The sequence below is a fragment of the Mariniflexile fucanivorans genome, assembly GCF_004341235.1.
Lineage (GTDB): Bacteria > Bacteroidota > Bacteroidia > Flavobacteriales > Flavobacteriaceae > Mariniflexile > Mariniflexile fucanivorans.
This window is the reverse complement of the sequence record NZ_SLUP01000004.1, coordinates 142,196-163,888: the sequence shown is the minus strand read 5'-3', so window position 1 is coordinate 163,888 and position 21,693 is coordinate 142,196. Positions and strand designations below refer to the sequence as shown.

The 21,693-nt window shown below is 31.9% G+C and carries 28 protein-coding genes; 7 read left to right on the top strand and 21 right to left on the bottom strand.

Translation table 11 applies throughout. The features are described 5' to 3' along the window. Window positions 1-27: 27 nt before the first annotated feature. The gene (locus EV196_RS09935) at window positions 28-414 is read right to left on the bottom strand and encodes a pyrophosphohydrolase domain-containing protein (protein ID WP_132217604.1); all 387 of its coding nucleotides are present in this window, start codon (window positions 412-414) and stop codon (window positions 28-30) included. Between the two features lie 73 nt (window positions 415-487). Here EV196_RS09935 and EV196_RS09930 point away from each other — a divergent pair, with 73 nt between their 5' ends. Further along, window positions 488-673: a hypothetical protein gene (locus EV196_RS09930; RefSeq protein ID WP_132217603.1), complete on the top strand. Its 186-nt coding sequence runs from the start codon at window positions 488-490 to the stop codon at window positions 671-673. A 243-nt stretch (window positions 674-916) separates the two neighbouring features. On the opposite strand, the gene EV196_RS09925 is transcribed toward EV196_RS09930, so the two are convergent. Next, window positions 917-2,953, bottom strand: a complete 2,037-nt coding sequence (locus tag EV196_RS09925; protein WP_132217602.1) for a dipeptidyl-peptidase 3 family protein — start codon at window positions 2,951-2,953, stop codon at window positions 917-919. A gap of 179 nt (window positions 2,954-3,132) precedes the next feature. On the opposite strand from EV196_RS09925, the gene EV196_RS09920 reads away from it, so the two are divergent. Both EV196_RS09920 and crcB read left to right on the top strand, forming a co-directional pair. After that, complete coding sequence (locus tag EV196_RS09920; protein WP_132217601.1) at window positions 3,133-4,167, top strand: SRPBCC family protein; 1,035 nt, start codon at window positions 3,133-3,135, stop codon at window positions 4,165-4,167. A 60-nt stretch (window positions 4,168-4,227) separates the two neighbouring features. Next, window positions 4,228-4,605: a fluoride efflux transporter CrcB gene (gene crcB / locus EV196_RS09915; protein WP_132217600.1), complete on the top strand. Its 378-nt coding sequence runs from the start codon at window positions 4,228-4,230 to the stop codon at window positions 4,603-4,605. Window positions 4,606-4,663: 58 nt separating this feature from the next. Here the strand turns inward: crcB and EV196_RS09910 are convergent, their stop codons facing one another. Beyond that, the gene (locus tag EV196_RS09910) at window positions 4,664-5,656 is read right to left on the bottom strand and encodes a DUF6695 family protein (protein WP_132217599.1); all 993 of its coding nucleotides are present in this window, start codon (window positions 5,654-5,656) and stop codon (window positions 4,664-4,666) included. Then, window positions 5,649-6,374: an NRDE family protein gene (locus EV196_RS09905; protein ID WP_132217598.1), complete on the bottom strand. Its 726-nt coding sequence runs from the start codon at window positions 6,372-6,374 to the stop codon at window positions 5,649-5,651. Before EV196_RS09905 ends, EV196_RS09910 begins: the two co-directional genes overlap by 8 nt. Window positions 6,375-6,524: 150 nt before the next feature. Between EV196_RS09905 and pruA the strand changes: the two genes are divergently transcribed. Next, window positions 6,525-8,153 carry an L-glutamate gamma-semialdehyde dehydrogenase gene (gene pruA / locus EV196_RS09900; protein WP_132217597.1) on the top strand — a complete coding sequence of 543 codons (1,629 nt, stop codon included), beginning with the start codon at window positions 6,525-6,527 and terminating at the stop codon, window positions 8,151-8,153. 211 nt (window positions 8,154-8,364) lie between these two features. Continuing rightward, window positions 8,365-9,324 carry a tetratricopeptide repeat protein gene (locus tag EV196_RS09895; RefSeq protein ID WP_132217596.1) on the top strand — a complete coding sequence of 320 codons (960 nt, stop codon included), beginning with the start codon at window positions 8,365-8,367 and terminating at the stop codon, window positions 9,322-9,324. A gap of 7 nt (window positions 9,325-9,331) precedes the next feature. On the opposite strand, the gene rsmG is transcribed toward EV196_RS09895, so the two are convergent. Then, window positions 9,332-9,961 carry a 16S rRNA (guanine(527)-N(7))-methyltransferase RsmG gene (gene rsmG, locus EV196_RS09890; RefSeq protein ID WP_132217595.1) on the bottom strand — a complete coding sequence of 210 codons (630 nt, stop codon included), beginning with the start codon at window positions 9,959-9,961 and terminating at the stop codon, window positions 9,332-9,334. A gap of 141 nt (window positions 9,962-10,102) precedes the next feature. Here rsmG and EV196_RS09885 point away from each other — a divergent pair, with 141 nt between their 5' ends. Then, on the top strand, window positions 10,103-11,203 hold the full coding sequence (locus EV196_RS09885; protein WP_132217594.1) for a fatty acid desaturase family protein: 1,101 nt from the start codon (window positions 10,103-10,105) through the stop codon (window positions 11,201-11,203). A 21-nt stretch (window positions 11,204-11,224) separates the two neighbouring features. Beyond that, complete coding sequence (locus EV196_RS09880) at window positions 11,225-12,409, top strand: pyridoxal phosphate-dependent aminotransferase (RefSeq protein WP_132217593.1); 1,185 nt, start codon at window positions 11,225-11,227, stop codon at window positions 12,407-12,409. Between the two features lie 82 nt (window positions 12,410-12,491). Here EV196_RS09880 and EV196_RS19895 read toward each other — a convergent pair whose 3' ends face one another. The 16 genes from EV196_RS19895 to EV196_RS09805 all read right to left on the bottom strand — a co-directional run bounded on the left by EV196_RS19895 (window position 12,492) and on the right by EV196_RS09805 (window position 21,633). Continuing rightward, window positions 12,492-12,668 carry a hypothetical protein gene (locus EV196_RS19895; protein ID WP_165876136.1) on the bottom strand — a complete coding sequence of 59 codons (177 nt, stop codon included), beginning with the start codon at window positions 12,666-12,668 and terminating at the stop codon, window positions 12,492-12,494. A 46-nt stretch (window positions 12,669-12,714) separates the two neighbouring features. Continuing rightward, window positions 12,715-13,170, bottom strand: a complete 456-nt coding sequence (locus tag EV196_RS09875) for a ferritin-like domain-containing protein (protein ID WP_132217592.1) — start codon at window positions 13,168-13,170, stop codon at window positions 12,715-12,717. 129 nt (window positions 13,171-13,299) lie between these two features. After that, the gene (locus EV196_RS09870) at window positions 13,300-13,962 is read right to left on the bottom strand and encodes a DUF6565 domain-containing protein (protein ID WP_132217591.1); all 663 of its coding nucleotides are present in this window, start codon (window positions 13,960-13,962) and stop codon (window positions 13,300-13,302) included. A gap of 36 nt (window positions 13,963-13,998) precedes the next feature. Next, window positions 13,999-14,343, bottom strand: coding sequence for a hypothetical protein (locus EV196_RS09865; RefSeq protein WP_132217590.1), 345 nt, complete (start codon window positions 14,341-14,343; stop codon window positions 13,999-14,001). After that, the gene (locus EV196_RS09860) at window positions 14,330-14,740 is read right to left on the bottom strand and encodes a hypothetical protein (RefSeq protein ID WP_132217589.1); all 411 of its coding nucleotides are present in this window, start codon (window positions 14,738-14,740) and stop codon (window positions 14,330-14,332) included. The genes EV196_RS09865 and EV196_RS09860 overlap by 14 nt, the downstream gene beginning before the upstream one ends. Before the next feature lie 3 nt (window positions 14,741-14,743). Continuing rightward, window positions 14,744-15,004, bottom strand: a complete 261-nt coding sequence (locus tag EV196_RS09855; RefSeq protein ID WP_132217588.1) for a YtxH domain-containing protein — start codon at window positions 15,002-15,004, stop codon at window positions 14,744-14,746. Between the two features lie 75 nt (window positions 15,005-15,079). Further along, complete coding sequence (locus EV196_RS09850; protein ID WP_132217587.1) at window positions 15,080-15,232, bottom strand: lmo0937 family membrane protein; 153 nt, start codon at window positions 15,230-15,232, stop codon at window positions 15,080-15,082. A 19-nt stretch (window positions 15,233-15,251) separates the two neighbouring features. After that, window positions 15,252-15,818 (bottom strand): hypothetical protein, encoded by a 567-nt coding sequence (locus tag EV196_RS09845; protein ID WP_132217586.1) that lies wholly within the window; start codon window positions 15,816-15,818, stop codon window positions 15,252-15,254. Between the two features lie 186 nt (window positions 15,819-16,004). Next, the gene (locus EV196_RS09840) at window positions 16,005-17,789 is read right to left on the bottom strand and encodes a CHASE3 domain-containing protein (protein WP_132217585.1); all 1,785 of its coding nucleotides are present in this window, start codon (window positions 17,787-17,789) and stop codon (window positions 16,005-16,007) included. Further along, window positions 17,789-18,235 carry a response regulator gene (locus EV196_RS09835; RefSeq protein WP_132217584.1) on the bottom strand — a complete coding sequence of 149 codons (447 nt, stop codon included), beginning with the start codon at window positions 18,233-18,235 and terminating at the stop codon, window positions 17,789-17,791. Before EV196_RS09835 ends, EV196_RS09840 begins: the two co-directional genes overlap by 1 nt. 18 nt (window positions 18,236-18,253) lie before the next feature. Then, the gene (locus EV196_RS09830; RefSeq protein WP_132217583.1) at window positions 18,254-18,817 is read right to left on the bottom strand and encodes a helix-turn-helix domain-containing protein; all 564 of its coding nucleotides are present in this window, start codon (window positions 18,815-18,817) and stop codon (window positions 18,254-18,256) included. A gap of 158 nt (window positions 18,818-18,975) precedes the next feature. Further along, complete coding sequence (locus tag EV196_RS09825; protein ID WP_132217582.1) at window positions 18,976-20,088, bottom strand: AI-2E family transporter; 1,113 nt, start codon at window positions 20,086-20,088, stop codon at window positions 18,976-18,978. Window positions 20,089-20,202: 114 nt separating this feature from the next. After that, window positions 20,203-20,388 carry a CsbD family protein gene (locus EV196_RS09820; protein WP_132217581.1) on the bottom strand — a complete coding sequence of 62 codons (186 nt, stop codon included), beginning with the start codon at window positions 20,386-20,388 and terminating at the stop codon, window positions 20,203-20,205. 26 nt (window positions 20,389-20,414) lie between these two features. Then, complete coding sequence (locus EV196_RS09815) at window positions 20,415-20,885, bottom strand: Dps family protein (RefSeq protein WP_132217580.1); 471 nt, start codon at window positions 20,883-20,885, stop codon at window positions 20,415-20,417. 13 nt (window positions 20,886-20,898) lie between these two features. Further along, entirely contained in the window at window positions 20,899-21,105 is a 207-nt protein-coding gene (locus EV196_RS09810; RefSeq protein ID WP_132217579.1) for a hypothetical protein, read from the bottom strand. 264 nt (window positions 21,106-21,369) lie between these two features. Beyond that, window positions 21,370-21,633: a hypothetical protein gene (locus EV196_RS09805; RefSeq protein WP_132217578.1), complete on the bottom strand. Its 264-nt coding sequence runs from the start codon at window positions 21,631-21,633 to the stop codon at window positions 21,370-21,372. Between the last annotated feature and the right edge of the window lie 60 nt (window positions 21,634-21,693).

Here is a 21,693-nt window from a genome sequence, read left to right as displayed (position 1 = left end):
TGAAACGAATTCAGAATGACAAACTCATTATTTATCTAAAATAGATTGAATATTGGGTTTAAAATAATTTGGACCTTTTAATACCTTTCCATCTTCTCTGTAAATAGGTTGGCCGTTTTCATCCAATTTACTCATGTTACTGCGTTGTATTTCATTAAACACTTCTTCAATTTTATACTGCATACCGTGCTCTATAATAGTGCCGCATAAAATGTAAAGCATATCACCCAAGGCATCGGCAACTTCAACTAAATCATTATTATTAGCTGCTTCTAAATATTCTTCGTTTTCTTCTTTCATTAAATTAAAGCGCAGTTTGTTTTTAGCAGCGCCTAAATCTGCTTTAAGTGTTTCGCTATGCCCCAATTTAAATGCGGTATGAAAAGCTTTTACGGCTTCTATTTTATTTTTCATAAATACTTATATTGTAATTCCTATAAGGACGGAATCTCATCATTATTAATTATTTTTGCATAAAAATAATTATATGTTTAGTAAAGGTCAAATCATTTTTGGAGTTTTATTTTTTATTGTTTTCGCCATCATTATTGGCTACACATACCGAAAAGATTTAAAACTGCACAAACGCTTTTATTCTGGAAGCATATGGATTTTAATTGCCTTTATTGGTTTTATAGGATTGATAACTGCTATTAAATTTATATTTAAGTAATCATTCCTCAGACTGATAAAATATATTTTAGCCATTGTTAAAATTATCTTAATAATTTGACGCAACCTTTTTTAAAACCGTGCATCTTATGAATAATTAACATAACTAAAATCATGAATATTATACTTATTATTAGTGCTCTTATAGTTGTAAACCTTATTCTTTTGGTGTTTAGTGTCAATAAAAAAACAGAACCTTAATTAAGATTCTGTTTGTAATTTATTAGCTATTCTTAAATTAATTTTAGTTTACTTCTGGTAAAAAGTTGTATTTTTTACTGTAATCTAACATTTGTTCTACGAATGTTTCAGGTTTTTCTACAGTAACTTCAACTATTTCGCCTGCTTCATTTGTTTTTGCAACCAATATAGGATTTACATAACCAGTATATGGAGCCGAATTAAATTGTTTGTTGCGTTCTAAAATTTCGGCATGAATTTTTTGATCTACTTTTACACCATAGTTTTCTACTAAAGCTTCAGCAGCTTTATAATCACCTTCAGATTTGATACGTTGAGTTTCACGTAACAACTCACCAAATAGTTTACGAAGTTTTGCATAATCGTTTATATTGTAATAGGTTTTTCCGTTTCGGGAAATCTTTTCAATAACGTTATCTGCCTTCCCTTTTTCAAAAACCCAAGCCGAAATCCATTGTCTGTTTCTCATGTGGGCTTCTTCAACATCATCACCTAAATTTAAACGGATTAATTGAGTTAAAAGTCCGTTTCTAATATAATCGTTATAGGCTGCTTTACCGGTTTTCTCCCAATTATCTGTCAAGCCTAATTCTTGAATTTTACTATCGTATAAATAATAGAGAGCCACCAAATCTGCACGCCCTTCTTCTAAAGTTGAAGCATAATTTTTTAAAGTTTCCTTGGTTTCACCAATGCCTGGATTTAATTGGCCCGATGCATGCCCTATTACTTCGTGTAAAGCAGTATGTAATTTATCGGCTTGTTTACTATAGTTGTCTTCCAATTCTAATTCCTCTTCATCGTTTACAAACTCCTTCAATCTATCTGAATTACCTGCATTGTTACTCGCATCTACAATATTTCCTAATGATACCGATTTGCTTCCTACAGCTGCACGAATCCAGTTGGCATTTGGCAAATTAACACCTATGGGTGTACTTGGTGATGCATCGCCCGCTTCACCTGCAACGTTAACCGTTTTATATGAAACACCTACCACATTTTTCTTTTTATGCGCTTCCATTAAAGTTGAATTGTCTTCAAACCACTGTGCATTTTGGGAAAGTACCTCCATTTTTTTAGACATATCGAAATCCTTTATTTGCACAATATTTTCATAGGAGCCTCTATACCCCAACGGGTCGCTGTACACTTCAATAAAACTATTTATATAATCTATATTACCTTCAGTAGCTGCTGTCCATGCTACATTGTAATCGTCCCAAGTTTGCAAATCGCCTGTTTTATAATATGAAATCAACAAACCTAAAGCATTAGCTTGTGCCTCGTTTTCGGCAACACCTTTTGCTAATTCCAACCATTTAATTATTTCATCAATAGCCGATCCATATAAACCTCCAGATTTGTAAACGCGCTCTTTAAGGATCCCGTTTTCTTTTACCAATTGCGAGTTTAAACCAAACGATAACGGTTTACTTGGATCTGGGGATTTTTTAGACGCATAAAAGGTTTCAACATCCTTATTGGTAACCCCTGCTCCATAAAAATTAACAGCCGATTGGGCCACATTATCTACACCTTTAGCTTGATTTACTTTTTTAGAATCTACATCGTTAAAAATAACATCAAATGCTTCACCTTCTAAAACCGTGTTGGTTTCAGCTAGTAATTGTTTTAAATAATCTGATGTGAATTCTGGTTTTATTTTATCGTTTGAATAATGATGATGTATACCATTACTAAACCAAACACGTTTTAAATATACCTCAAAAGCACTCCATTCTTCAGATGTTTTGTCGCCTTTATAATTGGTATAAACGTTTTCTAAAGCCTTTCTAATTTTAAGATTATGTTTATAGTTTTGGTCCCAAATAATATCGCGCCCAGACAAACCTGCTTGGGTTAAATAATAGACCAGTTTTTGCTCTTTTAAAGTTAAATTTTCCCAACCTGGAATTTGGTAACGCAATACTTTAATATCTGCAAATTGATCGACGTTGTAATTAAATGCTGTTTCAGTTACTTTTAAATCTTCCTTATTTTCTTTGGTCTTATCATTTCCGCAAGAAAATAACAATACCCCTAATAAGATAAAACTTAGTGTGGATTTTAATTTCATTTGTTTGTATTTATTAATATCATAAAAAAAGGGCAATCAACCTATGCGGATTATTGATTACACGAACATGAGCCGTTTTGATTATTGAATATTTATTTTTTAAAGGACAAATGTAATAATTTATTAACGAGAATTTAAATTTGTTTATCTTTGATTTATATCTTTTCAAAAAAATTAGCATGAAAGCTTTTAAATACATTGCATTTTTATTTTTAATCGCCATTATAGGTACCTCTATATACATTTCTGTGCAACCAAACTCTTTTGAAGTTAGCAGAACACGCACCATCAAAGCACCCGATGCTGTGATATATAGCAATGTTATCGATTTTAAAAACTGGAAAGATTGGTCGGCCTGGGTTGAGGCAGACCCTAGTGCAAAAATAACCTTATCAGCGCAAACCAAAGGTATTGGCGGTTCTTATTCTTGGGAAGACAAAGATGGCATTGGCACTATCAAAACACAGGAAGCCATTGCCAATGAATATATTAAACAGTATATGCAGTTTGCAGATTTCCCTCCTTCTGAAATTATTTGGAATTTTAAACAAAACACCAATGGTAGTACCGATGTTACTTGGACTATTTCTGGAAAAGATTTACCTTTTGGATTTAAAGCTTACAACGTTTTTACAGGAGGAATTGATAAAAAAATTGGTCCAGATTATGAACGAAGCTTAGAAAAACTAGATAGTGTTGTTATTGCCGAAATGAAAAAATACAGCATTGCCGTTAATGGCATTACAAAACATAGCGGTGGCTATTATTTATACAATACAGCATCTTGTAAAATAAGCGAGTTAGAAAGCAAAATTGAAGAAATGCTTCCAAAAGTTATAAAGTATGCGCAAAAAAACCATGTTACTTTAGCTGGTAAACCTTTTATAAATTATATAAAATGGGACGAAGAAAACAATGCTGTTATATTTTCGTGCTGTGTGCCCACAACCGAACAAGTTATTACGGCAGAAGGTGATGCTATAATTACTGGTAATTTTGAAAGCTTTAAAGCCGTTAAAACAACACTAAAAGGAAATTACAATCATTTAAAAGAAACTTGGGAAACTGCCATGGCATATATTCCTAAAAATGGTTTTGAGGTTGTAGAAAACGGCCCTATGATTGAAACATATATTAACACCCCTGCAAACACTCCAAACCCTGCAGATTTAGTTACTGAAATTTACATTGCTGTTAAAGATACCATTGAATAAATGAACCATTTACATTTAAATCTCGATTTTTATTAATATGAAACAAATTGTATCTATTTAATGAAGAGTATTTTACTTGTTTTTTTTGGAGGTGGTTTTGGTAGCGTATTACGTTACATTATTGGAAAATATTTAAATAATGTTGAAAATGGTATTCCTTACGGCACTTTTTTAGCAAACATTTTAGGCAGCTTACTTATTGGTATTATTTTGGGACTTGCTGCCAAAAATGACTCGTTAACCCAAAACCAAACCTTGCTTCTGGCTACTGGGTTTTGTGGTGGCTTTACAACCTTTTCAGCTTTTGCTCACGAAAACCATATGTTTTTAAAATCGGGCGATTTTTTAAGTTTTGCTATTTACACTATTGCTAGTTTTGTTTTTGGGTTTTTAGCAGTGTTTTTGGGGTTGTATGTGGTTAGATTTATAGAGACTTAGATTATTAGAAACTAAGATGTATACATTAACTTTGGATATATAAAGATTAATCCAAAACTCAATCCAACCTTACAAATCTAAAAACAACATCACCCTGTTTCACATGAAAAAATTTACAGTTGGAGTAATGTACAAATTCAAAAGTTTCATGATAATTAAAAGTATCCGTTTCCACTTTAAAAAGAGCGTGTACATCTACATTTCCAACAGGTGAAATTCTTCTAAAAAGATATTCCAAATTCTTTTCCGTTTTATGCAACTCAAACCATGCACCTGCAGCAATGCCTGATAACCATTGTGCTTTTTCGTGTAAACTATCAATAGGTTTAGGGTGTAAAGTGCCCATAAAATTAGGTGTATGGTTTTTAAGTTTATCTAAAAAACAGCGTATGTTTTCACTTTTTTGGGAGCCTTCAAATTTAGTAATCACACCCTTTTCGCTTACCTCAAAAGTATGGGCTTCAGTATTTGCCAACAATACGTTACCAACAGTACTAGGTGTAAACCATTTGGAATTTTCGAGGTTCTTTTTAATCGTTTGATCTGTAACCGAAGCAATTAACGCATCGGTAACAAAACGGGCACAATTGCAAGCATCTTTTATAAAAGCTGCATACCTAATAAAATGTTTTTCTTGCATGCCAGTAATATGGGTTCTTGCTTTATGATAGTTAATAGCATTACAAACAGATGCTACCATTTTACCGTCGCCATGAGTTAGTTTAGGATGGGTTGCCAAAAACTGTAAAATAGCATTTAAGTTAACAATTTTATCATTTTTTATTTCTGCTACTAACGGAATATGCAACTCATTATCTGTATCAAATCCTCTAACACGCCCATTAGGTTCTGGCGTAATGTAACGTCCAAAATCATGGTATTCCAAAATGCCCGTGTTTTTATTAATAAGTACCAAAGCCGCATGACCCGCACGTAAATAATTCTTTTTGCCCACACCTAAAAATCTAAGAAATGGTGAGAACCACTCTTTTGAAACCATCACAATAGTTTCTGGATAGGCTAAAGTTAAAATAATGCCTGTATTAACCATTTACCGTTGCAGAAAGCGGGAAGGTTTTACTTGAAATGTTTCTATTTTGAAGATTTTCATGATACATTTCAAGCGATTCACTAAATTTCTCGATTTGAGTGATACTGGTTGTTTTTACAAATCCGCGGTTCATAACAACTCCATAATCTTTGTTTTCTGCCCCTGTTGTTTTATGAAACTTGAATAGCGTTTGGGCATTTAAGTTGTTTTCATCTTTAAAAGCTTCAAACCATTGTTGGCGTTCTTGCTTCATTTCCGCAGTATATAAAGAAGTAGACGACCATATTTTTGGTTCTAAAGGTAATTCTTCAACGTGTTTTTTAGTACCATCCCAAACCAACTCGTAAAATTTCAAAGCATTATCCCAATCAACAATCACCATGGTAAATGGTTCTATATTAACTAAATTACAGGTTTCAATAGTCGTTAAAATATTTTCCGAAGTCAAAAAATCCAAAACAATGATGCCTCTACTTTTTCTGTAAGCTTCTTTACGTTCATGAGTATTAAATGCACCATTCAAAATACAAATCACTCTATTTTTTTCACTTAAACCAATCCAAGTACCACCTGATAGTTTATCCATCGGAAATAAAAGGTTAACACCTTCATTTATATAAATATCAGGCAGAAGCGAAATTCTATTAGGAGCCTCGTCTCTATTGGAGGTTATCACAAAATCATTGCCTCCTTTTGGAAAAATGGTTACTGTACACATAAAACTATAGTCTGAAAACAGATTAGCAACTTACAAAAAATAAATAAATTTTAACGCGTTTTTAAGAACGAATCACCCCAATAAATCATTTGAAAATTCGTAAATTTGTGACTAATTTACTGATAATTCAATAACAAAAACAAACAAATCATGGGAAAAGGTTTTTTTAATGTACCAATTGCTATTAACGAACCTGTTAAGAGTTACGCACCAGGAACACCTGAACGCGACGCTGTTTTAAAAGCTTATAAAGACATGTACGCAAGCAAAGTAGACGTACCTTTATATATAAACGGACAGTATGTAACAACAGAAAACACCAAAACCATGTCGCCTCCACACGATCATAAACACATTGTGGGTACTTATCATTTAGCTAAAAAAAAACATGTAGACGAAGCTATTGCAACTGCTTTAGAAGCAAGAAAAACATGGTCTTTAATGCCTTGGGAACAACGCGCTGCCATTTTTTTAAAAGCAGCCGAATTGGTTGCCGGCCCGTACCGATATAAAATTAATGCCGCTACCATGATAGCGCAATCAAAAAACATATTTCAAGCTGAAATTGATGCTGCTTGTGAGCTTGTAGATTTTTTACGTTTTAATGTACAATACATGACTGAAATTTACAGTGAGCAACCAAAAAGCACCAGTGATGCTTGGAACCGAGTTGAATACAGACCCTTAGAAGGATTCACTTATGCGGTGACGCCTTTTAATTTTACTGCCATTGCTGGAAATTTACCTGCATGTATGGCGTTAATGGGGAATGTTGTAGTTTGGAAACCGAGCGATAGCCAAGTATATTCAGCCAAAATAATCATGGATATTTTTGAAGAAGCCGGTGTGCCTCCAGGTGTTATTAATGTCGTTTTTGGTGATCCTGTTATGATTTCTGAAACGGTGTTATCAAGTCCAGATTTTTCTGGTTTACATTTTACAGGTTCTACCTTTGTTTTTAAAGAACTTTGGAAACAAATTGGCAACAACATACACAATTACAAAACCTACCCAAGAATTGTTGGGGAAACTGGCGGAAAAGATTTTATAATGGCTCACAATACTGCCATACCAAAACAAGTATCAACTGCTATTGTTCGTGGTGCTTTTGAATATCAAGGTCAAAAATGTAGTGCAGCATCGCGTGCTTACATTCCTAAAAGTCTTTGGGCAGAGGTGAAAAATTTCATTCTAGAAGATGTAAAATCTTTTAAAATGGGTTCACCAGAAGATATGGGTAACTTTATAACTGCTGTTATTCATGAAGGTTCTTTCGATAAATTGGCAAAATATATTGATGCTGCCAAAAAAGATGCCGATGCTGAAATTATTGCAGGTGGTAACTACGATAAAAGCAAAGGCTATTTTATAGAACCTACGGTTATTGTAACAACAAATCCGAACTATACTACCATGCACACCGAGCTATTTGGGCCGGTAATTACTATTTACGTTTATGAAGATGATGCCTATGCAGACACCTTGAAATTAGTGGATAGCACAAGTGAGTATGCATTAACAGGAGCTATTTTAGCAACCGATAGATATGCCATTACGCAAGCAACAACAGCATTACAAAATTGTGCTGGAAACTTCTACATTAACGATAAATGTACTGGTGCCGTTGTTGGGCAGCAACCTTTTGGTGGTGCGCGTGCTTCTGGAACGAATGATAAAGCAGGAAGTCCACAAAACTTATTGCGTTGGGTATCCACAAGATTAATAAAAGAAACTTTTGTAACACCAACCAATTATAGGTATCCGTTTTTGGGAGAATAGAAAAATGTATTTTTAGCTAATAGACCCAACAAATTTGTTGGGTTTATTTTTTTTTTGGAAAATTTAATTATCTTTCATTAGTGTTAAAACCATAATAAGGCATATTATTTGATGAATACCTATTATGGATTGAACATGTTGACATTTCATTCTAAACGGAATTGACTAATAAGTAACAACATGTATTCACTAATAACAATAAAATTCTCATATGAAAAAACATATTATTATCATTGTATTATTAGCTTTAAACACTACTGTTTTTGCACAAGTCAATAAATTTTTTAGGCAAGCCAATAAAGCAACCGATTTAAATGAAAAAATAGAACTTTACACGCAAATTATAGAGTTAGAACCTAACAATTTGGACGCCTATTTTTACAGAGGCCTTGCTAAAAATGATTTAGGCGATTATTCTGGCGCCATAGTAGATTATTCTAAAATAATTGTTTCGCAACCAGATGCCGACACTTATTACAACAGAGGAAATTCACGTTATAGTTTAAAAAATTTTATAGGTGCTCAAGAAGATTATGAAAATGCTTATAAACTGGACCCTAATTTTATTGATGCACTTTACAGTCTTGGATGCGTAAAATTCGATTTAGGTAATTTTGAAGAAGCAATTAAAGATTTTACTTTAGTTATAAATGCAGTACCCGCACAACCCAAAACATATTTATTAAGGGCTGCAGCGTATAATGCTTTAGAAAAATACCCTTCGGCTTTAAATGATTATTCACTTGCTATTTTGGCAGATCCAAGTTCAGATTCCTATTACAATAGAGGTGCTTTTTATTTAAGCATCAATTACTATGAAAAAGCAAACTTAGACCTTTCAATTGCTCTAAAGCTAAATGAAAACAATAGTTTCGCTTCTTTTTATAGAGGAACTTCCTTTTTATTATTAGGAAAATATAATGAAGCTGTTTTAGATTATAATAACGCTTTACGTTTTGATTCTTTAGATTTTGATGCTCTTTTAGGATTAGCCCTAACCTATTATAAAATGAATGATATAAATAACTCTAAATTATATTTCCAGAAAGCAAAAGGTATAATATCACCTGAAGGAAATGCAGAATCTATCGATGATTATAAAAACACGTATTGGTTTCAAAATCAATATTATTTATTTAGTGAAAATTTTAAAAAATTATCCGAACTATAATTCAAATTCAACCTCTATATTTCAAAGGTAAATGGACTACTTTTTTAGTTTCATAAAATTCTTCTGAATAAAAATCGCTTAAATTATAAATAGTTGCTGTTTTGTAATCTTGAAGTTCCTCGGTTAAATCGCCACCTTTCAAATATAAAATACCATTTTTAAGGTCGTTTTTTTGCTCTTTAGCAATTTTCCCTTTTACCCAATGTGTAAAAGTTGGCATAATGGCTACGGCTCTGCTTACAATAAAATCGAACGTATCATTAATTTCTTCAACACGGCTGTGGGTTGTTTTTACATTAGTTAAACCCAATCCTTCTACAACTTCATCTACCACTTTTAGTTTTTTAGCAATACTATCAACCAAATGAAACGAACAGTTTGGGTACAATATAGCTAAGGGAATACCAGGAAAACCACCACCGGTACCAACATCTAAAATTTTACTGCCATCTTTAAATTCAACAACTTTGGCAATGCCTAAAGAATGTAAAACATGTCTTAAATAAAGTTCATCAATATCTTTTCGGGATACCACATTTATTTTCAAATTCCAATCTTGATAAAGTGCTTCCAATTGCTGGAATTTACTTATTTGGTCTTCGGTAAGATTTGTAAAATATTTTAATATCAGGTCCATTCTTGTTAAATTTTCAACAAAAATATGCTTTTTAAGTACATTTTTTTACAAAAAAACGTTATTACTTAAGTTGGTTTATACCTATCTTTGCAGCGTATTTAATAAAGCCAACTAATTATTTACAAACATTAAATTAATAGCATGACAAAACAAACCCTTTCATTCTCAAGAACAGACTCGGCAAAGTTCTTTAGAACTCTAAATAAACGCGTTAACGATTACTTTAAAGATAACAACATTAAAAGAACAGGAAACTGGAAATTATGGGTAAAAACCATTGTAATGTTCTCTATGTTTTTGACGCCTTATTTTTTACTTTTAACATTAAGCATTCCCGGATGGGCGCAATTATTATTGACCATCGTGATGGGAATAGGTATGGCAGGCGTTGGCATGAATGTGATGCACGATGGAAACCACGGCTCGTTTTCTAATAAAGAATGGGTGAACCGTTTAATGGGAAGCAGCATTTACATTCTTGCAGGAAACGTTTACAATTGGCAGGTGCAACATAATGTATTACACCATACTTACACCAATATTCATGGTATGGATGAAGATTTAGAGGCTGGACGCATTTTACGTTTCACAGAACACACAGAATGGCATTGGCATCATAAATTTCAACATTATTATTCTGTTTTACTTTATGGATTGTTAACCATTAATTGGGCCATTACCACCGATTTTCTACAAATGAAACGCTACATGAAACGTAAATTATCATACGGTAAATTCCCTAACCCTGTTTGGAATTGGAGCAAATTAGTGATCTCTAAAATTATTTACATAGCTATTTGGATTGTACTTCCTATGCTTGTTCTAGAAATTGCTTGGTGGAAAATTTTAATAGGCTTTTTGTTAATGCATTACACCGCAGGTTTAATTTTAAGTGTGGTATTTCAATTAGCACACGTTATGGAAGATGCTGAAATGCCTTTACCAGAAGCCGATGGTACTATGAAAAACACATGGGCCATTCACCAACTAAATACCACGGTAAATTTTGGTGCCAAAAGTCGTATTATAAATTGGTTTACAGGCGGATTGAATCACCAAGTAGAGCATCATATTTTTCCACATATTAGCCATGTGCATTATACTAAAATTTCAAAAATAGTTAAGGAAACCGCTAAAGAATTTAATTTACCATACCACGAATATAAAACTACCCGTAAAGCCATTATCGCGCATTTCAAGCATTTAAAGGAAATGGGCATGAAACCCGCTTTACACGTCTAACCAATTATTATTATATTTTAAATGCAATTACTATCCGATAGAATTTTAAACATGGCGCAGTCTGCTACTTTAGCAATGGCTGCAAAAGCAAGAGAGTTAAAAGAAGAAGGCAAAGATATTATAGGTTTAAGCCTAGGTGAGCCAGATTTTAACACCCCAGACTTTATTAAAGATGCTGCTATTCAAGCCATTAATGATAATTACAATTCGTATTCGCCAGTAGATGGGTATGGCGATTTAAAAAAAGCCATCATCACTAAATTTAAACGTGATAACGGCTTAACATACACTCCAAACCAAATTGTAGTTTCTACGGGTGCAAAACAATCTCTAGCTAATATTGCTGCGGTTATGACCAATAAAGGTGATGAAGTTATTATGCCGTGTCCTTACTGGGTTAGTTATGCCGATTTAGTAAAACTTAACGATGGTATTCCTGTTGAAGTTAAAACAACCATTGATACCGATTTTAAAATGACACCGGCACAGTTAGAAGCTGCTATTACACCAAAAACTAAAATGATTTGGTTTAGCTCGCCTTGTAACCCAAGTGGATCTATTTATAGCAAAGATGAATTGCGTGGTTTAGCTGATGTTTTGGTTAAACACCCAAACATATACGTGGTTTCAGATGAAATTTACGAACACATAAATTATGTTGGCGGTCATGCTAGTATGGCTCAGTTTGACGATATGTACGATAGAACCATTACCGTAAACGGTGTATCAAAAGCATTTGCGATGACGGGATGGCGTATTGGATACATTGGTGCTCCTGAAAAAATTGCTCGCGCTTGCAACAAAATGCAAGGACAAATTACTAGTGGTGCCAACTGTATTGCACAACGGGCTACTATTACGGCTTTAAATGAATCGCCAAGTCGTGTACAATATATGATTGATGAGTTTAAAGTACGTCGCGATTTAATTTTAGGACTGCTGAACGAGATTGAAGGTTTTAAAACTAACGTTCCTGAAGGTGCTTTTTATGTATTCCCAAATATTTCTTATTTCTTTGGAAAAACTTTAAAAGGACAAAAAATTAATAATGCTTCCGATTTTTCTTTGTTTTTATTAGCTGAAGCTTTAGTAGCTACGGTTGATGGAGAATCATTTGGAAACCCTGATTGTATCAGGATTTCTTATGCTGCTTCACAAGAACAAATTATTGAAGCTATGAAGCGTATTAAAGAGGTGGTAAGTTAAAATACATCTTTTAAAATTTATATTATAAAAAAAGACTGTTTTTTATTAAAACAGTCTTTTTTTGTTTGTAAGCTATCTAAAATTAATCTACAGCATCTTCAACTTCATCAGAAACATCATCTGCTGCATCTTCAATACCATCTCCAACTTCTTCCACACCATCTTCAACTTTTTCTCCTGCCGTTTTTTTCTCTCTACAGCTTGTAGAAATAATTCCTACCGTAGCCAATAGTAAAAATGTATATACTAATTTTTTCATTTTTTTATATTTTATAAGTTAATTAATACTTCGTTAATAGATATTACTATGCAATATCTTCAAGTCTCTTTACGGTGTTTAAAGCCGTTTTGATGCTAACCATTTGGTTATAGACTAAGTTATTCACATCTGAAAAACTGCTAACTTTTTCAAGTTGTTTCTCATACTCATCTACACTGGCTTTTTCGCCTCTAATACATTCTTCTAAAATAGCTTCATCTGTATTAGTGCTTAAAGTGGTTTTTACATCAATCCAAGCTCTATGTGCAGAACCTAATAGTGAACCATCGGTTACTGGTGTTGCATTTAGATTACGTATTATACCATCTAACTCGTTTGTAAATTGACCTCTTTGTTTCGCTTTTGCTTGTAACCAATTCTTTAAAAGGTTATTCTCAGCTTTTTGCATTATTTGTTTATAGCCCGCTTCAGCATCGTAATTTTTCTGAAGCAATTCCTGTAATATATCTACAGTTTCTTTATTTGCTTTTGTAATTTCCATAATTCCTTTTTTATTGTTTTAAAACGGGCAGTATACTAGTTAGAAATATTGTTTTAAAACCCTCTAACCATTAAGTACCCGTTATTAAAATTTTTCTTTTTCTTTTCTTATTTTAAACTATACTACTAGTTATTTTTTAGCATCGGCATTTTCATCCGATTTGGCACCCATTCTGTTAACGGTATACATAGGTGCAAACTTTAATTTTAAAGCAGCAATTTTCATATTGTCGGCACTACTTAAACCTTCTTTTTCAACGGTATTTTTTCTAGTGTCAATCGCTTCATAAATTAATTTAATTTCATCCCAATCTTCACGAGAATAGGAGTCTTTGTTTTTTTCAACGGTATCAACAAAATTTTGGTAAACACCTAAAATATTATCTTTGTTAATCCATGCGAACTGCATATCGCCACCTGTATATTCGTTTCCTAAAAGCGATTTACGAATCATCATTTTTGAATTTTCAGCTTCCATTCTTTCATGTTCTGCTACTACTTCAGCTTTAAACTTCTCATATTTTAAGGTCGCTTCATCAACTTCTTTTTGTAATTCTGAATTCTCTTTAACAGACATAATGGAATTGTCTACATCTGTTTTCATTTCTTGATAATGTTTTTCAATAGCTTCCCAGTTCTCAGCGGCATCATTGGCTGCTTCACGACTAACAGAATCTATATAAAATTCATAATTATCTACTTTTTTCTCTGCCATATCTTTTTGGCTATCGTTACATGCCACAAGCATTGTAGATGCAGCAAGTATTCCTAATGTTATTTTTAATCTTTTCATTTTTTTAGTTTTAATTATTTAATCTTCACTTTGTTATTATTCTTCTGTATCTGTATGAACCTTTTTTGAAATAAAATTGGTTACGGTATATTGTAATGCATAACCCAAAAGATTTTTTACCCAAGAATTTGATTTCCCAATAAGTAATTTTTTTGAAAAATAGCCTCCTGAAATACTTAAGATGGTTTCAAAAAGATTGGTTTTTCCTTCGGGTGATTCTCTAAAATCTTTTACTGTTTGGTTGAATATGTTTATGGGTCTGAAAGTTTCGGAGGTTTCATAGAATTGAGTTCTTAAGGCTTCATGTTGCATTCTTCTCTTCTTTTCAAGAAGCATCATGGCATCGTCTAATAATTCTGCTTGGTTTTTAGAGTTCTTCATGACTGTTATCTTTAAGTATATCTGAAATATTAAAATCTGAATTTTTGGATTTCAATAATTTTGTAATGATTAAATTAGTGGCTGGCATTTTAACAATTTGATTTCTAAATGCATACAGCACTATTCCCAAGACAAAATAAATACCAGATACAATAAAAAACCCTAAATAATAAGCTCCCAATAAGCTACCTATATAAAAGCCTAAACCTATATTTACGAACAGCGTAAACATGACAAACAGTAAAAAAAGAAGTACTATTGAGATTGTAGACGAAAGGACATCGGCTGTTTTATCAACCGCCTTTAACGCCAGTAATTTTGCACTTGTTTCTGTATAGTTTTTGGCCTTTTCATAAAGTAAATCGACGCTTTTTGCCATGTTTGTTCTGGTTTGCATGTTCTAAGATTTAGAGTTTGCTGCTTTTTTTACTTCCTTTTTTCCTTTTTCAAGAATTTCTTCCCCACTCTTAACTGCCGATTCGTATTTTTTTGATACTGTATCTAAAAAATTATCAAACTCTTCTTTCAAGTTTTCTTTTGCTTCAACAGTTTTGTTTTTAATTTTTTTTCTTGTTTTAGATCCTTTATCTGGTGCAAATAATACACCTAATAATGCTCCTGTTGCAATTCCGGCTAATACGCCTAACACATTTGATTTCATAATTTTATTTTTTTGGTTTATAATTTACCACCAATTAAATGATGGATTGTTGTTATTTTTAAATTTTGGCTAGTATTATACGCCTCTACCTCCTATTAATCTTAATAAAATGGCTATTACGGCTATTACTAATAAAATATGGATCAATCCTCCGGCACTGTAAACGAAGAACCCTAAAGCCCAACCAATTACCAGTATGACCGCTATTAGGTATAATAAACTTCTCATGATATTTAATATTTAATGGTTAATAATCTGTTTTTAAAGTTTTATGTATTTTACTTAAATTGTAATTTAACTTCACTAATGCTTTTATTGTTAACACTTTAAAATCTATATCGTTAGTTATGGTAGATAAATATTCCAACTGTGTAATTTCACTTTCTAGCAATGCTTCAATTTTATTTAAATAAGCTTCAGAAAAACTAGCTTCATTCATTTTAAGAAGCATTTCGATTTCATTTTCATTCATTTCCGTTGGCAACAAAATCAACTTTTTTTCAGCCAAATCATTCAAGCTTTTTTTAATTGCTAAGTAATCTTGTTTAAACTGATTTGAAATATTTTTAATATCATACAATTCTTCTTTTTCTTGTAAAACAACATCTAAAGCCAATAGAGTTTCATTCAAAATGGCTATGTCTGATATTGTTTTTGCCTCTTCAATGTTAACCTTCACTCTTTCATTTACAGCTTCATTATTGTATGGGCTGCTTTCATTTTCCTCATTATCAAAATCACAAGAAGTAATACTGACATACATTGTAATAATTAATGAAAGTGTTAAATACTTTTCTATGTTTTTAATAATCATCACTTTTGCCTTTCTACATTTTTCTTTTCTACATTACAAAGATGCAACCCCTAACAAGGTTTTGTGTTACAGCATTTTTAGTGTTTGTTATAGAATTTCAATACGAACGGTTTACGGTATAAAAAAAGCCTTAAAGTATTTTTCCTTTAAGGCTTTTTAAAGCTGATGTTGTGTTTTACAAACTAACTATTCTGGTAAGTATATTTTGAAAATAGAACCCACTTGAGGTTCTCCCTGAGCTGTAATAACACCATTATGGTTATCAATAATTTTTTTACAGATTGAGAGACCTACACCGGTTCCCGAATATTCTTGTTTGTTATGAAGTCTATTAAACAATTCGAATATTTGTTCGGCATATTGCTGTTCAAACCCAATGCCATTATCTGAAAATGTTATTTTATGGTAATTGCTTTTAGATACATTTATCAAATTATGATCATCTTTTGAGTTGATTAAAGAATACTCTATTTTAATGACGGGAGCTTCGGCTGTTTTGCTGTATTTTAGTGAATTGCTTAATAAATTCAAAAATAATTGGTGTACTTGAAAAGGTATTACCAATACGGTTGGCAATACATCGTTAGTAATAATAGCTTTTTTCTCTAAAATGGTTTCGGTTACATCTTGCTTTGCGTTTTCGAGCAACTCGTTCAAGTTGGTTAAAACAAATTCTTTATCGGGTTTGTTAGTTCTTGAAAATTGAAGTAAATCATCTATTAACAAACGCATCCTGGTAGCAGAAACTTTTATGCGTTCTAAATATTGACTACCAAAACTAGAAAGGTTTTTAGCTTCTTTTTCTTCTAGTCTAGATATAAATGTTTGGATTTTTCTTAAAGGTTCTTGCAAATCGTGACTGGCAACATAATTGAATTCTGAAAGTTCAGCATTGTTTTTTTCCAATTCCAGGTTACGTTCTTCAATTTCTAAAAAGCGCTCAATTTCATCTGATATATCAGTAATATTACCAACAATTCGTTTTTCACCTTCATTATTTATTAAAAGTTTTCCGTAACCTTTTATATGTTTTATGGTGCCATCTTTTTGAACAATTCTGTAATAGATAAAAGGCAAATCTTCGTTCTTCATCATATCCTCTACATCTTTGGCAAATTTTTCTTTGTCTTCAGGATGAACAAAACTTATAAAATTTTCGAATGTTGGCACAAAAGACCCTGGTTTTTCGCCTAAAACGCGATATAAATTATCTGAAAATGTATATTTCTCTTTATCAATATGCCAAACCCAATTACCATGTTTACCAATTATTTCTAATTGAACAGCCGCTTCTTTAAATATTAATAATTGGCTGTTTATCAATCTAATATTTTTAAAGTCAACGTTAATTTTATAGTAGGAAATAATTATTAATACTAGGGTAATTAATAGTACTAAATATAAAAATAAGGGTGTAAATTTCAGGTTACTTTGGTATTGTTCTTGGTGTTTTTTAAGCAGTGAGTTTTCAAAATCAATCATCTCGTTTACCTTTTGCCTTATCGAATCCATAATAATTTTTTCTTCAAAAAAATTGGTTTTAAAAGCTTCAGATAGGGTTTCATCACCACTTATAAAAGTGCTTGTTTCAGAAAAATTGGTAAAAAGTGCATCTATATATTTGCTTAATACTTTTAAATTTTCTTCTTGATTTTCACCGTGATTTGCTATTTCCTTTAATTCGGCAAAAGATTCGTTAACTTTTTCGCGGGCACTTAAATAAGGTTCTAAATAGGTTGTGTCTTTGGTTAAAATGTAATTTCTATGGCCGTTTTCTGCATCCTTTAAATATGAAATTACTTTTTCTAATTCTACATTTACTTTGTAGGTGCTAACTACTTGCTTTGTGGAATCTGTTAAGTTGTAAATATGTCTATATGTAAATCCGCCAATAATTAGAATCAAAAACAAACCAACAACGAATATGATTCTTAAAAAAAAAGCTGATTTTGCAAATACTTTCCTAATCATTACAGCCTCATTAAAAAATTATCTTTATTTAAACCGTTGGTGTGGTATTGCCAATTCATAGAAACCACTTCAGATAAGACTTTTTTAAGTTGTTTAAAACTACTTGGTTTTTTTATGTAAATATTGGCGCCTAACACAAAGGTTTCCTCAATATCTTCTTCAGATGCCGATGTGGAATAAATAGCGATCGCAATATCAGACATTTTATTATTTGCCTTAATTTCGTTTAAACACTCAATACCATTTTTTAAGGGCATGTTTAAATCTAAAAAAAGAACATTTGGTAAAATAGCATCGTCGCTGTTTAAATACGCCATAAGTTCGACACCATCATTAAAGGTGCTTACTTTGGTGTTCATTTTTAACTCATCGAAAGCATCGGTAAAAAATAATCTGTCGTCTTCATCATCATCAGCAAGAATAATATTTATGTAATCGTTTGGCATAATAAATTTGGTAACTGGTTAGTTTTTTTGTTGAGCAATGCTTCGTCTTTTTGAAATAATACGCTGAAAGGCGGAAGGTGTAATACCGGTAGCATTTTTAAATTGGGTGCTTAAATGTGCTACACTCGAATAATTAAGTTTAAAGGCTATTTCGGTTAAACTCAAATCTGTAGTTAACAACAATTGTTTAGTATATTCTATTTTTTGAATAATAATGAAATTTTCTATAGATGTATAAGTTACTTCTGAAAATAAATTGGAAAGGTAGCCATAACTATGTTCTAATTTTTCCGAGAGGTACACCGAACTTTTTACGTTTACGGTTGCTTCTTCATTAAAAACCATCTCAATAATGGCATCTTTTATTTTTTGAACCAAGATGCTCTTTTGGTTTTCAACTATTTCAATACCATACTCATTTAGTGCATTATTTAAAGTTTCGTATGTTTCCGAAGGCACACGTTCCAATAACTCAACTTCTCCAAAAGCGAGAATTTTATATTTTATATCGAGTTCTTCAAGCTTTGTTTCTAAAACTTTTTTGCAAATGGTATTGAAATCGAACTTTATAAATAATTTCATATGGTGATACTTATTTTATTTGAAAGGTTATGTGGTATCGGCTTATCTTCATTAAATTCTATAAAATATAAGCATTATTAATGAAGAAATCATATATTTTTAATTATTGTAAAGTTAAGAAAGCATTTTGTTTTAACCTCAAATAATTTTAAGCTATATTATTTCGCCTTCCTTATACGTTTCCATTTTTTTAAACGTACCTGTGCTTTGTTTTGAAGATGTTTGTCTACAGGTTCGCCAATAAGGAAGCCGTAGGCCTCGTATCCTGGAGTGTTATCAAATAAAATTTTTAATGTTGCGGTAATAGGTAAGGCTAAAATCATGCCTGTAATGCCCCAAAGCATGGAAAACAATACCAGGGATGTAATAACAACAAAAGCATTGACGCTTACTTTAGAACCCGTTATTTTTGGTGTTATAAAATTGCCTTCTAAAAATTGAATGAAGCCAAAAACTGCAATAACCCCAAAGGCATACCACGCAGAATCTTTAGTCGCCAAAGCAATGATGGCTGGTAATAACGAACCAATAATGACGCCTATGTAAGGAATTAAAAGTAATATGGCCGCTAAAAACCCAAAGAAAAACGGATTGCCAATACCTAAAAGTACTAAGCCTAAACTATTTAAACAACCAACAATAATAATAACTTTAATTAAGCCCAATAAGTAATTTTGTTGAATGGCATAGATTTTTTTTAGAATATTATTTATAAACGACTTAGGTTTTGACTTAAATGCCTTATAAACAAACGTTCTAAAAAACGCTCTATAATACAGAAAGAAGAATATGTAAATGGGTATTAAAACCAAATCGCTAATAAGACTACTCGATTCGGTTAAAAAAAGACCTATATTATCTAGATTATCTTTAATAATGTTTTCTGCTTTAAATTCACTTTGTGTAAAAAGCCGATTGCTTCGTATGTTTAATGTCTGCTCTATACTGTTTACCGATTTATGAAATAATTCGCCCAGTTTTTGTGAATAGATCTCGCTATTATCCATAAAATACATTAAACGTGTACTTATTACATAAAAAAGCAATGAAGTTAAAATAAATAAGGTAAATAATGAGGTAAGTGTAGCAAACAACCTATTACAACGCCATTTTCGCTCAAGAAACCTTTGTATAGGAAATATCATAACGCTTAATATAATGGCGAAAATTATAGGTACTATAAATGGCTTGAGTATATATAAAATAAAAACCACAGCAATTAGCGATATTAAACTTAAAGCGCTGTGACTTACGTGGTTTTTTGTATTCATTTAGTATTTATTATTTTAGTAAAATTAAAAAACTGTCTAGAGATTACAAAGCACGATTTAACTAACCAACCAAACAACCATAACTTGCAACAATTCTAGACAGTAATATTACTTTTATAAATCAGAAATAATTTTGTGTATTTCTTCTTCACTTTTACCAAGTTTTTCTTGTAATCTACCAACTAACTCGTCTTGTTTTCCTTCTGCGAAAAGCAAATCATCATCTGTTAAGGTAGCGTATTTTTGTTTTAATTTCCCTTTTAATTCGTTCCAATTTCCTTTTATTTTTGTTGTGTTCATCTTTTATAACTTTTTCGTTAATAATACTATTTCGTATATTTTCTAAGTACCCAAGCTTTAGACTCGTGCGATTGTAAAAGTGCTGTTAAAAAATCGGCAGTTCCCATATCATCGGTATCTTCTTCAACGGTATTTATTATCTCTCTTAATTCTTTTACCACCGTTTCATGATCGCTTAATAATTCTTCGATCATCACCTTTTGAGATGGGTTGGTTTCACTTTCTTTTAAGCTACCATGTTTTATAAATTCTTTCATGGTACCAATAGGTTTTTCGCCTAATTTGCTAATACGTTCGGCAATTTCATCAATATCATGTTCTAAATCGTTGTATTGGTCTTCAAATAGTTTGTGTAATTCCATAAAACTTGGTCCTGCAACATTCCAATGAAACTTTCTTGTTTTTACATATAATATCATGGCATTTGACAGTACAGCTGTTAAATGTTTGACGTTTGATGTTAAGTTTTTTTCTTTTATTCCAATATCAGTTTTCATATATAATTTTATTTTAAGATTTCCTACTACCTAAAAAGCTAATAAGAAGCGCTAAAAGCCCTAAGCCAATGGTTATGTACGCATCGGTATTGTTTTGTGCTTCAACAAGGTCTAAATCACCAATACTTATTTGTGTTTCTGGAATTATCATGGTATAAATACCATAACCCAATAATACCACACCAACTATTAGAAAAATTAATTTTATGCTCTTGTTCATAGCTTTATCATTAGAGTTCTTCACTCTGTCGTACAAAGGTATAATGGCAGCAAGTGTTTGCTATTACATAATTCTTATCGTTTGTTATAGAATTTTAATAAAGACTTTTTTTAGGCTATAAAAAAGAGGCTATCTAAAACGTATTTTAGAAGTTGCTCTGTCAGGTTGAGCTTGTCGAAACCAATATTGACTACTAATAAGCTAAAATATTTCGACAAGCTCCATATGACACAAAATTATACTTTTTAGACAGCCTCTAGGGTATTAAAAAATATATAACAGGAATGATATTACCAGAATTGAGATAACTAGAGTCGCAATAAGTTGTCGCACTCTGTTTTGTTTATTTTTAATTTGGATTCGTTTTTTTATTTCTTCAAGTTGCTCTGCCGTGGCTTTTGGAAATTTCTTTAATTCAATAGTTGAATAACTCCCTCCCAAAGCTTTGGTTTCTTTACGTTTTGCCAGCAGGCTTCTGTTGTTTTTTAACGAATTGTTTGCGGCCATCATAGCACCTTCGCCACCCATAATTTCTAAGTTTTAAAATGAAACACTATTGATTTAATAAATAGGAAAAGGCATTACACC

Coding starts and splice junctions, on each gene's coding strand:
- EV196_RS09860 (WP_132217589.1), bottom strand. CDS start 14,740: ATGCAAACCAGAACAAACATGGCAAAAAGCGTCGATTTACTTTATGAA.
- EV196_RS09875 (WP_132217592.1), bottom strand. CDS start 13,170: ATGGAAATTACAAAAGCAAATAAAGAAACTGTAGATATATTACAGGAA.
- pruA (WP_132217597.1), top strand. CDS start 6,525: ATGGGAAAAGGTTTTTTTAATGTACCAATTGCTATTAACGAACCTGTT.
- EV196_RS09905 (WP_132217598.1), bottom strand. CDS start 6,374: ATGTGTACAGTAACCATTTTTCCAAAAGGAGGCAATGATTTTGTGATA.
- EV196_RS09855 (WP_132217588.1), bottom strand. CDS start 15,004: ATGAAATCAAATGTGTTAGGCGTATTAGCCGGAATTGCAACAGGAGCA.
- EV196_RS09895 (WP_132217596.1), top strand. CDS start 8,365: ATGAAAAAACATATTATTATCATTGTATTATTAGCTTTAAACACTACT.
- EV196_RS09930 (WP_132217603.1), top strand. CDS start 488: ATGTTTAGTAAAGGTCAAATCATTTTTGGAGTTTTATTTTTTATTGTT.
- EV196_RS09835 (WP_132217584.1), bottom strand. CDS start 18,235: ATGCCAAACGATTACATAAATATTATTCTTGCTGATGATGATGAAGAC.
- EV196_RS09885 (WP_132217594.1), top strand. CDS start 10,103: ATGACAAAACAAACCCTTTCATTCTCAAGAACAGACTCGGCAAAGTTC.
- EV196_RS09810 (WP_132217579.1), bottom strand. CDS start 21,105: ATGAACAAGAGCATAAAATTAATTTTTCTAATAGTTGGTGTGGTATTA.
- EV196_RS09820 (WP_132217581.1), bottom strand. CDS start 20,388: ATGAACACAACAAAAATAAAAGGAAATTGGAACGAATTAAAAGGGAAA.
- EV196_RS09925 (WP_132217602.1), bottom strand. CDS start 2,953: ATGAAATTAAAATCCACACTAAGTTTTATCTTATTAGGGGTATTGTTA.
- EV196_RS09910 (WP_132217599.1), bottom strand. CDS start 5,656: ATGGTTAATACAGGCATTATTTTAACTTTAGCCTATCCAGAAACTATT.
- EV196_RS09920 (WP_132217601.1), top strand. CDS start 3,133: ATGAAAGCTTTTAAATACATTGCATTTTTATTTTTAATCGCCATTATA.
- EV196_RS09865 (WP_132217590.1), bottom strand. CDS start 14,343: ATGAAGAACTCTAAAAACCAAGCAGAATTATTAGACGATGCCATGATG.
- EV196_RS19895 (WP_165876136.1), bottom strand. CDS start 12,668: ATGAAAAAATTAGTATATACATTTTTACTATTGGCTACGGTAGGAATT.
- EV196_RS09935 (WP_132217604.1), bottom strand. CDS start 414: ATGAAAAATAAAATAGAAGCCGTAAAAGCTTTTCATACCGCATTTAAA.
- rsmG (WP_132217595.1), bottom strand. CDS start 9,961: ATGGACCTGATATTAAAATATTTTACAAATCTTACCGAAGACCAAATA.
- EV196_RS09870 (WP_132217591.1), bottom strand. CDS start 13,962: ATGAAAAGATTAAAAATAACATTAGGAATACTTGCTGCATCTACAATG.
- EV196_RS09825 (WP_132217582.1), bottom strand. CDS start 20,088: ATGAATACAAAAAACCACGTAAGTCACAGCGCTTTAAGTTTAATATCG.
- EV196_RS09815 (WP_132217580.1), bottom strand. CDS start 20,885: ATGAAAACTGATATTGGAATAAAAGAAAAAAACTTAACATCAAACGTC.
- EV196_RS09850 (WP_132217587.1), bottom strand. CDS start 15,232: ATGAGAAGTTTATTATACCTAATAGCGGTCATACTGGTAATTGGTTGG.
- EV196_RS09830 (WP_132217583.1), bottom strand. CDS start 18,817: ATGAAATTATTTATAAAGTTCGATTTCAATACCATTTGCAAAAAAGTT.
- EV196_RS09805 (WP_132217578.1), bottom strand. CDS start 21,633: ATGGGTGGCGAAGGTGCTATGATGGCCGCAAACAATTCGTTAAAAAAC.
- EV196_RS09840 (WP_132217585.1), bottom strand. CDS start 17,789: ATGATTAGGAAAGTATTTGCAAAATCAGCTTTTTTTTTAAGAATCATA.
- crcB (WP_132217600.1), top strand. CDS start 4,228: ATGAAGAGTATTTTACTTGTTTTTTTTGGAGGTGGTTTTGGTAGCGTA.
- EV196_RS09845 (WP_132217586.1), bottom strand. CDS start 15,818: ATGATTATTAAAAACATAGAAAAGTATTTAACACTTTCATTAATTATT.
- EV196_RS09880 (WP_132217593.1), top strand. CDS start 11,225: ATGCAATTACTATCCGATAGAATTTTAAACATGGCGCAGTCTGCTACT.